Annotated in this window: 11 protein-coding genes; 1 reads left to right on the forward strand and 10 read right to left on the reverse strand. The window is 47.8% G+C overall.

Annotated features, from left to right (window positions below; translation table 11 throughout):
* Positions 1–563: 563 nt before the first annotated feature.
* From JAO78_RS05620 to waaA, 3 genes are all read right to left on the reverse strand, one after another.
* The gene (locus tag JAO78_RS05620; RefSeq protein WP_226750386.1) at positions 564–2,174 is read right to left on the reverse strand and encodes an SNIPE associated domain-containing protein; all 1,611 of its coding nucleotides are present in this window, start codon (positions 2,172–2,174) and stop codon (positions 564–566) included.
* A gap of 851 nt (positions 2,175–3,025) precedes the next feature.
* Positions 3,026–4,207 carry a BaiN/RdsA family NAD(P)/FAD-dependent oxidoreductase gene (locus JAO78_RS05625; RefSeq protein ID WP_226750387.1) on the reverse strand — a complete coding sequence of 394 codons (1,182 nt, stop codon included), beginning with the start codon at positions 4,205–4,207 and terminating at the stop codon, positions 3,026–3,028.
* A gap of 1 nt (position 4,208) precedes the next feature.
* Positions 4,209–6,212: a lipid IV(A) 3-deoxy-D-manno-octulosonic acid transferase gene (waaA, locus tag JAO78_RS05630; protein WP_226750388.1), complete on the reverse strand. Its 2,004-nt coding sequence runs from the start codon at positions 6,210–6,212 to the stop codon at positions 4,209–4,211.
* Positions 6,213–6,404: 192 nt separating this feature from the next.
* Here waaA and JAO78_RS05635 point away from each other — a divergent pair, with 192 nt between their 5' ends.
* The gene (locus tag JAO78_RS05635) at positions 6,405–7,430 is read left to right on the forward strand and encodes a glycosyltransferase family 4 protein (protein ID WP_226750389.1); all 1,026 of its coding nucleotides are present in this window, start codon (positions 6,405–6,407) and stop codon (positions 7,428–7,430) included.
* Between the two features lie 60 nt (positions 7,431–7,490).
* On the opposite strand, the gene JAO78_RS05640 is transcribed toward JAO78_RS05635, so the two are convergent.
* From JAO78_RS05640 to prlC, 7 genes are all read right to left on the reverse strand, one after another.
* Entirely contained in the window at positions 7,491–8,282 is a 792-nt protein-coding gene (locus tag JAO78_RS05640) for a glycosyltransferase family 25 protein (protein ID WP_226750390.1), read from the reverse strand.
* A gap of 9 nt (positions 8,283–8,291) precedes the next feature.
* Positions 8,292–9,032 carry a glycosyltransferase gene (locus tag JAO78_RS05645; RefSeq protein ID WP_226750391.1) on the reverse strand — a complete coding sequence of 247 codons (741 nt, stop codon included), beginning with the start codon at positions 9,030–9,032 and terminating at the stop codon, positions 8,292–8,294.
* Positions 9,033–9,301: 269 nt separating this feature from the next.
* Complete coding sequence (locus JAO78_RS05650) at positions 9,302–9,775, reverse strand: peroxiredoxin (RefSeq protein WP_226750392.1); 474 nt, start codon at positions 9,773–9,775, stop codon at positions 9,302–9,304.
* A gap of 10 nt (positions 9,776–9,785) precedes the next feature.
* Entirely contained in the window at positions 9,786–10,535 is a 750-nt protein-coding gene (locus JAO78_RS05655; protein WP_226750393.1) for a class I SAM-dependent methyltransferase, read from the reverse strand.
* Positions 10,532–11,233: a DNA-3-methyladenine glycosylase I gene (locus JAO78_RS05660; protein ID WP_226750394.1), complete on the reverse strand. Its 702-nt coding sequence runs from the start codon at positions 11,231–11,233 to the stop codon at positions 10,532–10,534. The genes JAO78_RS05655 and JAO78_RS05660 overlap by 4 nt, the downstream gene beginning before the upstream one ends.
* A gap of 42 nt (positions 11,234–11,275) precedes the next feature.
* Complete coding sequence (locus JAO78_RS05665) at positions 11,276–11,755, reverse strand: hypothetical protein (protein ID WP_226750395.1); 480 nt, start codon at positions 11,753–11,755, stop codon at positions 11,276–11,278.
* 28 nt (positions 11,756–11,783) lie between these two features.
* Positions 11,784–13,850 carry an oligopeptidase A gene (gene prlC, locus JAO78_RS05670; RefSeq protein ID WP_226750396.1) on the reverse strand — a complete coding sequence of 689 codons (2,067 nt, stop codon included), beginning with the start codon at positions 13,848–13,850 and terminating at the stop codon, positions 11,784–11,786.
* Between the last annotated feature and the right edge of the window lie 81 nt (positions 13,851–13,931).

The raw sequence follows: 13,931 nt of genomic DNA on the forward strand, positions 1-13,931 counted from the left end.
AAAGTAGCATCTGATTGTATTCATTTTAGTTTAGGCACTAAATATTATAAGCACTTACAAGTTTCTGCGAACTCAGGTAAGGCTCTTCCCCCTGATTTTTCGATCTAGCTCGTTTTTAGCATTCGCTTTTATACAAGTATGTTTAACTTCATTTGGGTTGAAACGCTAAACATTCATTTTGCTAACGCAGCTTTGCTTTTAAATCCCATTACGTTGCAAGCCGAGGAAGTTTGCACGGCCAAGGTTTTAAGACGAGGGGTGTTTGAGTGAGGGGCGGTAGCGCCAAGCGAGTTACCTCGTCGCCTTGGGCGGGCAAAATTGAACGGGCTTTCGCCGCAACGTGGGTCGCATTTTCTTTGGTGACTTTCTTTTGGCGAAACAAAAGAAAGTCACTCGCCAACGGCGAAAAAGTTGTTCATTTAATAAGTTATTGCGGACATGCGCATAAACATTTTGGCGCAGCAGGAATACCTGTTACTCGCTCAAAGCTAGCCTTATGTTTATCATTTATGAATCGATATTTCCGGGGCAAGCCAAGTTAGTGCAGATAAACTTACGACAATTTATTCTAATTCTTCCTCTGCATCAGAAAAAATGGGCTCGTACTCTAACTGATGACGCATCCATTCATTAGCGACTGAAGCATCGCTTTCAATTTTTTTCTCTATCTCTAGTGTTTCGCGGTACTGGGTTGCAGCGGCTATTAATGTCCAACTGCATTTATGCCCGCGTTCTTCAACATGGGTTTTGATGTCAGAAATATCGATTTTAAAAAACTCTTTTCTTGGGTTTATTTTATTCATTTGTGCACGAAGAAAGTAGCGATGCAAGTCACGCTCAAGCGCGGGTGCATCTTCGCTCCAGATCATAGCATGAACATCGAAGGGGAATGGTACGCTAGCATCGCCGAGCTCTCGAACCCTATCAAGTGGTTCTAGACGTCGCGTCATACCAACTTTATAGATGTTTTCACCAAATGATCCGATATTAGAGATTACATAAACATGGCCAGTTCTAGTTTGTTGAGCCATTGATAAGGCACGTTGGTTCTTGGCTTCCGCTTCCGTAAGTTTACCCTGAAGCTCACTTAGCTTTTGCTCATATTCATCACGTTGCTCTTCGGTTGCTTTTTCCAGTTGGGTGAGTAATTTGCTGACTGCTTTTTGGATTGCCGCTTCTTCCTTCGCAGCATCTTTAATAGCGCGCTCAAATTCACGCTGTGCCTTTTGCTCTTCTCTTATTTGATCACGTATTCTACGCTGCTCTTCTCGTTCGTTTTCGCGTATGGTATTGACCGCTGTTATCCAATGAAGCTCATCAATTCGGGACGTTAAATATTCTTCGGTGATTTGGGCGTTTCTAAACGCTTTACCATTTTGATTTACAAGTGATGCAGCGTCTCTTATTTCAGCTTCTAATTTTCCAAAGTTATCAATTTTAGATCGCGATAAAATTGAATCAACCTTGCCGTTAAATGCATCAATAACAAAATTGATAGCCGTTTTCGCTCTGCCTTTTTCAACATAATCACAGGTAGCTGCACGCTCGGAAGTCACAAGCATTTTTGTTCGTTCTCTTGCAAGTTTGAGCTCTTTACCTGCATCCTCAAACGCGTACATCTCTGCCAGTTCATCAAGTAAGCCATATGTTGGCTTCATGTACTCATCGCCGTAGCCATTGATAACGTTTTTCAATGCTTGAATCACGCCTTCTAAACGGTCCGCTTCTTTTAAAGCTCTGTAAGCATCACCAGCAATTTCTTCAGCACTCTCTTTTGCTTTGTTTATGATAATGTCGGCTTGTGCATTAGCCTCAACCAAAAGTGCTGATGCTCGTTCTCTTTTAGATTTAGTATCAGCGTTAGTGTCTCGTCGGAGAACATCGACTTCCAGTTGAGCTTTATCAATAATCGAATTAGCTTTATTACCTGCACTTTCCAGTAGCTCAGTAATTTGCTGCTGACAATCGTGTTCACGAGTGAGGATTTCAGTTTTTAAACGGGCAAGCTCTATAGAAGCATCTCTAACATCAGAGAATTGGGATAATGAGTTAACCTCAGCGCTTAAATCTTCAACCTTCTTGTTAAGTTTAGCCTTTACCGAATGAAGCCTTTCAATTAATAAAATTATTGTGACTAAAAAAATGACTGTAATGAGGATAAGAATTTGTTCCATATTAGTCTCACGTCCTTGTTTAGAAAGTTGCTTGGGCTAATTAGCCAAGCAAAAATAACATATCATCAAACAAAATATACTCAAGTATCTATAAATCTGATTAATACATTACACCTATTATGAAGCTTGGCTGGCTAAGGTTTTCCCCACATTACTCTGTAAAACCTAGCTTCGGGGTCATATACCTAGACCAGTCTGATTTGCTTTTAAACCCCATTACGTTGCAAGCCGATCAAGTTTGCGCGACCAAGGTTTTAAGACGAGGGGTGTTTGAGTGAGGGGCGGTAGCGCCGAGCGAGTTACCTCGTCGCCTTGGCGGGCAAAATTGAACGGGCTTTCGCCGCAACGTGGGTCGCCTTTTCTTTGCGAGACTTTCTTTTGGCGACGCAAAAGAAAGTCTCTCACCGCAAGGTGAAACCTTGGCTAAACACTTACCACTGTTGTATAAATGATGCAGATTTTGCTAACACTGCTGTGCTGTTAAATCCCATTACGTTGCAAGCCGATCAAGTTTGCACGACCAAGGTTTTAAGACGAGGGGTGTTTGAGTGAGGGGCGGTAGCGCCGAGCGAGTTACCTCGTCGCCTTGGGCGGGCAAAATTGAACGGGCTTTCGCCGCAACGTGGGTCGCCTTTTCTTTGCGATACTTTCTTTTGGCGATGCAAAAGAAAGTCTCTCACCGCAAGGTGAAAGCTTGGCTAGAAACTCACAGCAAGGTGACAGCTTCGCTAAGCACTTACCACTGGGTGGTTATGCTATAGATAACCGAACCGCAACAAACAATTAAATAACAGTACTTAACGCGCTATCGCATGTCAAAATCAGTTAAGCGCTACGATGAAAAGTGTCACTTAACAATACTGCCCTGCCACCCAACCACTGCTCCACGCCCATTGAAAATTATAGCCCCCTAGCCAACCGGTAACATCGACCACTTCGCCGATAAAATACAAACCAGGTTGTTTTTTCGCTTCCATGGTTTTAGAGGATAACTCGTTGGTGTCAACGCCACCGAGAGTGACTTCGGCGGTGCGATACCCTTCGGTGCCATTGGGTTTGAACACATATTGCGTTAATAACTCATCGAGGCGGGCAATGCTCTTGGCGTTCAGAGCTTTTAATGGCTGGTTTTGAAACAACTGTAATTCCAGCAACTTATCCACTAAGCGCTTGGGAATTAAGCGCGCTAAGCTGGTTTTTAACTCTTGCGCCGGATGCTGTTGCTGCTGCTCGGTTAAAAACGCCGTGACATCTTGGCCGGCAGCGAAATTAACACGCAGCTCGTCACCGGGTTGCCAGTAGTTAGAGATTTGCAAAATAGCCGGGCCGCTTAAGCCGCGGTGAGTAAACAACATATCTTCCGGAAACTGGGTGTCATTGGCATCAGCCGTAACCGGAAGCGCCACACCGCTAATTTCTTCAAACACCGCTTTATCGCTGGGTTGCCACGTTAACGGCACTAAGCCCGCACGCACCGGCAACACCTTTAAACCAAACTGCTCTGCTAGCTGAAAACCAAAGGCGGTAGCGCCTAAGTTCGGCAAACTTAAACCGCCACTGGCGATCACTAAACTGTGGCATTGCCGCACGCCTTGCGCTGTGGTGAGTTGATACTGGCCATCCACAAAACTGACCTGTTGAATATCTTGTTGTAAACCGATTTGCACGCCTGCTTTGTCGCACTCTTGCTGCAGCATCTCGACGATGTCTTTGGCGCTGTTGTCACAAAACAACTGGCCTAGGGTTTTCTCATGGTAAGCAATACCATATTGCTGCACCAGCGCGATAAAATCCCACTGGGTATAACGGCTGAGCGCCGATTTACAAAAGTGCGGATTTTGCGAGAGAAAGTTAGCGGGGCTGGCATACATATTAGTGAAATTACACCGGCCGCCACCCGACATAATAATTTTGCGACCGATGCGCTTACCATTATCCAGCACGAGGGTTTTCCGGCCGCGTTTCGCGGCTTCGATAGCACAAAATAACCCGGCGGCACCGGCGCCAATAACGATAACATCCCACTGCTGCATCTTATGCCTGACCTTTGCTGTTTAGTTGTTGCTGATAACCTTGCATCACATCATTCCATGCGGCAGCCTGCCAATGAAATACCGGTAATTTAGCTAATTCTTTATTAAATGAGCGCAATAACCGCGCTAAGTTTTGCTCCGTCCACGGGCCTATTGAACGGCGCTGACATTTATCAAAATCAATTAACCACACCGTGCCGCTGCCATCTAACATAATATTGCGACAGTTCAGATCCGAGTGATACACACCCAACTGATGCATCCGAGCAATCTCCTTACCCACCGCTTGCCATTCGGCTGGCGTAAGTGGCCTTTGCTGTAAAATGGCCGCCAAGTCTTTGCTATCGGGGATCAGTTCAATAAGTAAATCAGCGCGGTATATTAAGCCGCTACGCTGATAACGCGCGGCCACCGGCTTGGGCACCGCCAGCCCTTGCTCGCGCATCCAAGCTAACAGCTGATATTCTTGCATGGCGCGACTATTGCCCACTGATTGCAGCCAAAATTGATCGTGCAACAGCTTACCAACTAAGCCTCCACGGTAATAATGACGCAACACTAGCTTATGCTGCTGATGCTTAACAAAGTACGCAATATTGCGGCCACTGGAACTGCCAATCACCGCGTTTTGCTGCTGCCACCACTGGCTATCAAATTGTGCGGCGCTAAGCGTTGAAAAAAACTCGGGATCAAACCAGAAGGTTTCATGCCCTTGCTGGTGAACATGATGCGGCATGCTTGCTCCTATCAGCTGTGCAATGGCTTGCAGCGTGCGTGAAGTTGCACCTTGTTGCTGCAAGAAAAATACCTGTGCTCTCTGGCCTTGCGTTTGTCGCAAGGCACTGTCAGCAAGCAACCTTTGGCTATCGGCTAACAAGGCGGTAGCGTCTGACACGATACTCACCGCCGAGCGTTGTTGAAGCTGGCGGTAAGCTTCTTTAAAATTAAACACATGTGGTCCGCTTTGCACGGCTTTGGCAAAGCTGATGGCTTCCAGCGGGTTGTGACCGCCGCGAGGAATTAAACTACCGCCGATAAATACTAAATCAGCTAATTGATACCAACTGAGCAACTCCCCCATAGAGTCGCCGAGCGCCACCTCAACATTCGCTTCGGGCAAACGGTCACTGCTGCGCCGCCACAAGCTTAACCCCGCACCCGTAACTAAGTCGGCAACCTTGTCAAAACGTTCCAGATGCCGTGGCACTAGCATCAACAGTAAATTTGGAAATTGCTGTTTTAAGGCGGGATAAAGCGCCAGCAACTGTTCATCTTCACCCGCATGCGTGCTACCGGCCACCCACACTAAGCGGTTCGCCAATACCGGCGCAAAACGTTCAACTAAGGCTTGTTGTGTAGTTGGCAAGGCCAACTCAAACTTTAAATTACCCGCCACCTGCAACTCATTACGATAACCTAATGCCCGAAAGCGAGCGGCAGTAGCGCGGTTTTGGCACAACAACAAGCGAATATCCGCTAACAAGCTTTGGCTAACTTTATGAAAACGCCGATAGCCTTTAGCCGACTTAGCCGATAACCGCGCATTCACCACCACCACGGGGATATTCGCATGGCGGCAGCCTGCCAGTAAATTCGGCCACAGTTCCGTCTCAACAATCACCACTAAGCGCGGTTGCACACAGCGTAAAAAACGCCCCACTGCGCCAACATAGTCAAAGGGTAAGTAACAATGCTGCACACTATCACCAAACCGCTCAACAATAGTGGCGCTGCCGGTTGGCGTGGTGCAGGTTACCGTAATAGGTTGTGTGGGATAACGTTGCTGCAACTGGCGGATCAGTGGGGTGGCGGCAATCACCTCACCAACCGACACCGCATGCACCACAATACCGTGAGGTTTTAGCTTTAAGGCAGCCAGTTGCCAGCTAAACCGCTCAGTTAAGCGCTGCCGATAAGCAGGATCTTTGCGCGAACGCCAAAGCAAATAAAGTAATAGCGGCAACAGCAGCAAATACAGGAGTAGCGAGTAGATCAGCCTAAACAAATCAACAACCCTTTTATAAAGCCATTCATGGCGCTAAAGTCACTGCCAACGGTGTGTCGTCAGCCTTACGTGGCCTGACCCTAACGCTGTTAACGGCAACCTTAGTAACGGCTTTTGCCAAAACGGCAAATAGTATACCATGCAGTTATCTAGTCCGCTGCGCTTGCGCGCCACCCTTGTTGATGAGCCGTTATGAAAATTGTCCATATTATTCTCACCCACAGTTTTGCAGGTAGCGAGCGTTATGCGGTCGAGCTGGCCAACCTACAGGCCGAACAAGATCATGACGTCACCCTGATTTTGCATCAACGCGGCGCTGAACAACGGGCTAATGCCATTGCCCATCGGGTTTCGCCTAAGGTTAACCTTCAACTGGTTAGTGGCATGAAATTCCTCGCGATCTTTCGCGCGAAACGCCTGCTGAAACAGTTAAAACCCGATGTGGCACACGCGCACCTTAGTGCTGCCTGTCGGGTATTACAAGGTGTGCCCGGTTTGTGTCTACGCGTAGCCACTTTACACATTCATTATAAAAAACAACAGCATGCTAAGCTTGATGCCTTAATCGCTATCGCCCCTTGGCAAATGGCGGCCATTCCTCTGCCGCTGCGTGAGCGCACGGTGCAACTCGATAACTGGTCAGCCGCCAAAAGCGTGCCGATGGATGCGCGGGAACGCTTGCGCCAAGAGCATGCGATTGGCCCTGATGATGTCGTGATTGGTACTTTGGGTCGGGTAGAGCAAAGCAAAGGCCAAGAGACTTTATTACAAGCCTTTAGCCTCGCGAATATCCCTAATAGCCGCTTAGTGATTGTGGGTGAGGGCAAACATTGGCAGCAAATTCGAGATAAAGCGCCAAGTACTGTGATTATGCCAGGCTTTAGTAGCGAACCTCAGCAATGGCTCGCTTGCTTTGATCTGTTTGTCAGCACCGCCCGCAGCGAACCCTTTGGTTTAGTCTTTTTGGAAGCGATGCATGCTGGTTTACCCATTGTTGCCACCGCCTCAGAAGGCGCAAAATATTTACAACCGCTGTTTGCTACCGAATTAGTACCGATTGATGATGCTGAAACCTTGGCACAGCGCATCAAAGAGCAGCTTACGCAGTTGCAGCGCCGCCAATATCCGATGCAGCGGTTTGACCCAGCCGCTAAAGCTGCTGAAGTGTTAGCTTTTTATCAGCAACAACTGGCCATACAGAATACAGCGAAAAGCTAAGTTTGACTCTATAGTATATGACTAAACCGCAATGGCGTTGCCGCACGCCAGGTTAGCAGGCTAGTTTGATAACCGCGTACTGCCACGGCTATTCGGCCATTTACGGGCACGCAACAACGCCTTAGGGCCGTAAGTTTTCAGGTTATGCCATAAATTGGCAACAATAAATTCCAGCCGTCGCCAGTAAAACACTGACCGCTTGACCTGATCATTTTGCTTACCGGCTATGGTGCTATCAAAACCCAGATCCGGTTTAAAGATCAGCGGCCACAAGCCCATCGCCTGAAAGCCTAATTGCCAACTATATTGCATGGCAACATCTACCGGCCGCCCAAAAGGCACTTCTCGCTCTAACAACAATTTAGCGCCAGCCAAGCTCACCGCTTGTGCCACAGCCGAGATCGGATTCTTCTGAAAATGCACCAACTGAAAAGGCGTACCGGGGGAACTGGCTATGATTTTTTGTTGTTTATTTGGCATGGCCAGTTTTAATAAATGCCAGGGGGTGGGCACGGCCGCAATAGCCGACAATAAGGCGGGTAAATCGCCATCCACCAAAAAGTCATCTTCAAGGATCAAGGCAAAATCGAGCTGCTGAGCCACAATTTGCTGCCAGCAACGAATATGGCTAATAAAAGCGCCCTTTTCACCGGCTTTTAGTGTTTTATGATGTAAGCGTTGGTTGGCGCTGGCAGAGTAATATTGCGCAATGTCGGCTGCCGACATCACCCGGCCATCGGCCGCGTCAATGCGTTCTACAGGCAGATCAGGCCATTGCGCGAGCTGCGCTAAAGCTTGCTGGTAGCGCTCGGGTGAGCGCGCCAGATTGATAATGAAAATTTTATAGCGCATTAGCGAAACTTACTGCCACATATCCTTAACCCACTGCACCGGCAGCACGCGCCGATACCACTTGCCGCTGATACCTGCGACGGCATCCGGCGGATTAGGTTTACCATGGAAAGCAACAATTTTCGCCCCTTTCGGGATCACGGCTGGCTTAAACCAGTTCATAATGCCTTTTGGCAAACAGTGTCGTTTAAAGCTTACGCACCAACCTTCAGGCCAGTATTGTAATTTGCCTTGTTTTGATAGGTTTTGCGTCACGAACTCTTGTTCATTGCGCACCTTCGCCAATTCACGTTCTTTGTGGTTTTTCAGTAAATCAATCAAGTCGCTGTGGGCACCTATCTCATAACGATAAACCGAAGTATTACCGGTATCGTCTGATTTATCCCACTCTTTGATCACGTAAAACTCGCCTTTAGGCTGGAAGAAGCAATCAATGTTGTCGACAATCACTACATCTAAATCGATAAATAACGTCGGCCCGGTTAAGTCATATAACGGATCAGCAAAGCTGGTAACTTTTAACCAACCATGGCCAAAACTCCATGGGTGACGTTCATCAAAGTCTTTAAAACCCACAGCCGGGATATCTTTTACTTCAATATGGCTGTCGATACCAACGGCGTCGTCGGTTAAGCAAATAAAGCGAAACGGCAAGGTCAGATTACGACTCACCATCGAATGCAGCTTATTGACGTAATCAGGGCCATACTTTTTGCCCCACTTAATACACAGTACATTTACTGTTGTCATAAATTCCTCAGATCCACTCTGTCTACATGCGCAGTTAGCAAGCTACTATGCTTACGGAATAAGGTCAAATACCTCACTACACTCTCATACTGCCTATGATAACCGTTAAGCGACCTTGCTGCGCTGCTTTTTCTAAACGGTACTGGCATAAAGGTGATGAATTGATGGGAAATCGCGCAGGTGTAACTGACTCGCCCTACTCAACCGCAGTTTTAACCTCTTTAAAAGCAAAACGCGCAGCTCAATAGCTACGCGTTTTACGCTGAGACTTATAGTGCAGCAAGCACCGTTTCGGCTTTACTGACTTCAAAGCTCTTTGGTGGTTCAACATTAAGCAGGCTTACTACGCCGTCATCGACGATCATTGCGTAACGCTCTGAACGAACACCGCCAAAATCACCGGTCTCCATGGTTAAACCTATCGCTTTATGGAAACTGGCACCGCCATCGGCTAAAAAGGTAATTTCTTCTGCATTTTGGCTGTCGGCCCAGGCTTTCATCACAAATGCATCGTTTACGGCAATACAAACAATAGTATCAACGCCCTTCGCTTTAATTTGATCCGCCAGCGCAATATAACCAGGCAAATGTGCTGCTGAACAGGTTGGCGTAAAGGCGCCAGGTACGGCGAACAACACCACTTTTTTACCAGCGAACACATCGCTGGTGGTTGGGCTTTGCATACCTTCTGCCGTTAATTGAGCAAAAGTCACTTCGGGTAATTTATCGCCTACTTTAATCATTGTTATATCCTTAGGTTATGGCTTGTTTAATATAAACATCAAAACGGTTATTTTTACCTTTTACCACCAGTTGCGGCTCGCGCTGAGCCAGCACTTGCGCATAGCCCGGGCGTTTTACCACAACACGATACTTCGCCAAGGCCAACGCCGGTTCTAACAGGGCATCCGCATCGGTATCACTGCCTACCACATCATGAAAGGCACGCATTTCTTTTTTAACTAGCGCAGATTTTTCACGCGGTGGAAACATCGGATCAAGATAGACGACATCGGCCGTGGGCAAGCAGGTTAACGCTTGTAGCGCTGGAGCAAAATGTAGCTGCATTCTACTGGCCAACTCGGCCGTGCTGGCATGCGCAGCCGCGCGCTGCAGGCCATTGTATAATAGTGCAGCAACCAGCGGGTTGCGCTCAACTAAGGTAACATGTGCGCCGACATTCGCCAGCACTAAGGCATCACGCCCCAAGCCGGCAGTGGCATCAATAATCTGCAAATCGCGCTTTTTATGCAGGCCACAAGCTTTGGCGATGCCTTCGCTTTTGGCGCCACCATGTTGACGGCGATAAGTCGCGGCTGCACTGGCAAAATCGACCACGATATCACCCTGTTTCGGCATGTCGGTGTGTCGAAGCACTAACTGCTGCTCAACCCAACGTAGATGCCAACCCGTCGCGCTATCGCTTAAGGTTAAACCAAAACGTTGCGTTAACTCGGCCGACAACTCAGCGGGCAAGTCAGTAATAAGTAACACCGCACTCATTGCTGCATACCGGCATAATTTTCGCCGACACTGTAAGACACGATTTGACTGATTTCTTGTAAACTCAGGCCACTTTGTTGCTGCCAGTCGTTAAATTGTTGCTGGATCTGCTGTTGGCTGCGTTTACTGCTAATGCCCCCATCAAATACCCCATAAGCTTTTAAATAGGCTTCAACATCTTGGGTTAATAAAAAGGTGTCTTTACCCAAGGTGCGCAAAGCGTAAGGCCCGGTATTGCCACCTAAGCGTGCGCCGTGTTTTTTTAAATAATTCCACAGCCCAATAATATCAGCGCTTGGCCAATCAGCCACAAAGCGCGCAAAGCTGCCGTGTTGCTGCTGCACGTGATAAATCATCAATGCATTATCACGGATAGTAAAAACCTTATTTAAGTTGCGAATAATCCGCGGATCTTGCGCTCTTTTTTCCAGCATTTCGTCACTTAGCAACAACATTTTTTCGATATCAAAGTCGAAGAACAGCTCACAAAATGCGGGCCATTTTTGCCGTACTACGCGCCAAACAAAACCAGATTGAAAGACTTTTTTACTAAACTCGGCTAAAAACACACTGTCTGGCAATTCCGCGATAGCCTTGTTAGACAAGGGTTTACCCACTAACGCCGCCAGGGCTGCTGCGCCGCCCTTACGCTCTTTTGCGCGTTGCAGAATGTCACTAAATTTTTCTACCTGACGCACTCAGCATCCCCTTTACCGCAGCGAAGCGTTAATCTTTGCTGCTTACTGCGTAAGCTCTTTTACCAACTCACATTGGCCATTATTTAATTGCACTTGGGGTTTCATCACCACCGAGCAGTCAGACATCATGCCCTTGCGCATATTTTCAGCTTCGACCGCTTGATTATAGGCACTGATTTTTTTCAGCAAGGCGCCTTCATCACGCCCCTTGGTCGATACAGCGATATACTCCGATGGCCCACCACAAGATTTATGCCCCAACCCTAACACTAAGCATTGCTGCACATTATCGGCGCTTTTGTCGACTGTTAGCTTTAAAACTTCAGCGCGTAATTGCCCAACATCGGCCAGTGTCATGCTTTGTTGCTGTTGATGTGCACGCACGGCTTTAACCGGATCGGTTTGCGGGTCAATTTGCTCAACTAAGGGCGCCGGTGCAACGCGATCAACACTGGAAGGTTGCTGACACGCTAACAGCGGTAAACACCCGAAAAGCAATACGAGTTTTTTGGCATGCAACATAATATTTTCCTTTTTCAGTAAGCCAGCCTTAGCTGGCAATCCCCATATGTCGCAATAAGGCTTCGTTAGAAGGCTCGCGGCCTCGGAAACCTTTAAACAACTCCATGGGTTCGGCACTGCCACCGCGCTCTAAAATCCATTGCAAAAAGTCTTGCCCGGTAGCGGCATTAAATACCCCTTCTTCTTCGAAGCGGCTAAAGGCATCGGCGGATAATACTTCTGCCCATAAGTAACTATAGTAGCCTGCCGCGTAACCACCGGCAAAAATATGACCAAAGCTATGTTGGAAGCGATTAAAGCGTGGCGGCATAATCACCGACACCTCGGCGCGCACTTCATCTAGCAACTGTTGCACACGGCCACCCTCGGTTGGGTTGAATTCGGCATGCAAGCGCATATCAAACAAGGCGAACTCTAATTGTCGAATCAAAAACAACGCCGATTGGAAATTTTTCGCGGCCAACACTTTGTTTAATAGGTTTTCTGGTAGCGGCTCACCCGTTTCATAATGGCCTGAGATCAGCGCTAACGCTTCTGGTGTCCAGCACCAGTTCTCTAAAAACTGACTGGGTAGCTCTACTGCATCCCAAGCGACACCATTAATACCCGCCACGGCAGCCGCATCAACTTGGGTTAACATATGATGTAAACCATGACCAAACTCGTGAAATAAAGTAATCACTTCATCATGCGTAAACAGCGCAGGCTTGCCACCTACGGGTTTATTAAAGTTACAGGTTAAATAGGCCACCGGGGTTTGTAACTGACCGTTGGGTAAAACACGTCGGCCTTGGCAATCATCCATCCAGGCGCCACCGCGTTTTTTACTACGGGCATACAGATCAAGATAGAAACTGCCACGCAACGAGCCATCGGCAGCAAATACATCATAAAACTGCACATCAGCATGCCACACATCCACGCCAGCACGCGGTTTTACTGTAATGCCAAACAATTTATGTAATACGGCGAACAAACCCGGTACCACTTTTGTGGCTGGAAAATAAGGGCGTAACAGCTCATCAGAAACGGCATAACGCGCTTCTTTCAGCTTGTCGGCGTAGTAGGTGATATCCCAAGCATGCAACTCAGCCACGCCAAATTGTTCTTTGACAAATTGGGTTAACTCGGCTAAATCGCGCTGCGCTTGTGGTTTAGCGCGACCCGCTAAATCCGTTAAAAAATCTAACACTTGCTGTGGCGACTCTGCCATTTTGGTCGCCAACGACTCATCGGCCGCGTTAGCAAAATCTAGCAGTTGCGCTAACTCATGTTTTAGCGCCAGGGTTTCTTCAATTATAGCCGTGTTATCAAACTGGCCCGCGGTTGGGCCTTGCTCTGAGGCGCGCGTGCAATAGGCGCTGTATAACTCTTGGCGCAGTGTCTGATCGTCGGCGTAAGTCATTACGGCGATATAACTAGGAAACTCAAGAGTAAACACCCAACCGGTTAATTCACGTTGCTCCGCTTCTTCGGCCGCTGCCAATTTAGCATCTGCCGGTAAGCCCGCTAATTGTGCCTCATCAGTAACGTGCTTGAACCACGCCTGAGTGGCATCTAAGGTATTGTTAGCAAAGCTTGAGCTTAAATCAGATAAACGGCTTTGAATTTCGCCATAACGCTGTTTTTTTGCCGCCGGTAAACCAATGCCTGATAATTTAAAATCACGCAGGGCGTTGGTGATGACTTTTTGCTGGGCCGCCGTTAACTGTGCGAACTCAGCACTGTCGTGTAACTGCTGATATTTTTGATATAAACCCTCATGCTGGCCTAACCAGGTACTAAACTCTGACAACAGCGGCAAACAACTTTCGTAGGCTTCACGCAGCTCTGGGCTATTGGCTACAGAATTGAGATGCGACACTGGCGACCACAATTTGCCCAGCCGATCGCTGTCTTGCTCTAATTCAGTAATGAGGCTGTGCCAACTGACATCCGCCGCAGCCACCACACTTTCAACCGCAGCGCGCGCGCTAGCAATGGCATGCTCAACGGCAGGCTTTATATGTTCTGGTTGGATGGCGGAAAATGGCGGTAAGTCAGTGAAGGTTAACAAGGGGTTAGCTTGAACGGCGGCAACAGATGCAGTTGTCATAAGAGCAGTTCCTTTAAATAAGCGAGATGTATGCTATGTTGGGGTTTTGGCTCTGGTTGTCAAGGCGTTAACCGCAAATTG

It is taken from the genome of Alishewanella maricola (assembly GCF_016343785.1).
Lineage (GTDB): Bacteria > Pseudomonadota > Gammaproteobacteria > Enterobacterales > Alteromonadaceae > Alishewanella > Alishewanella maricola.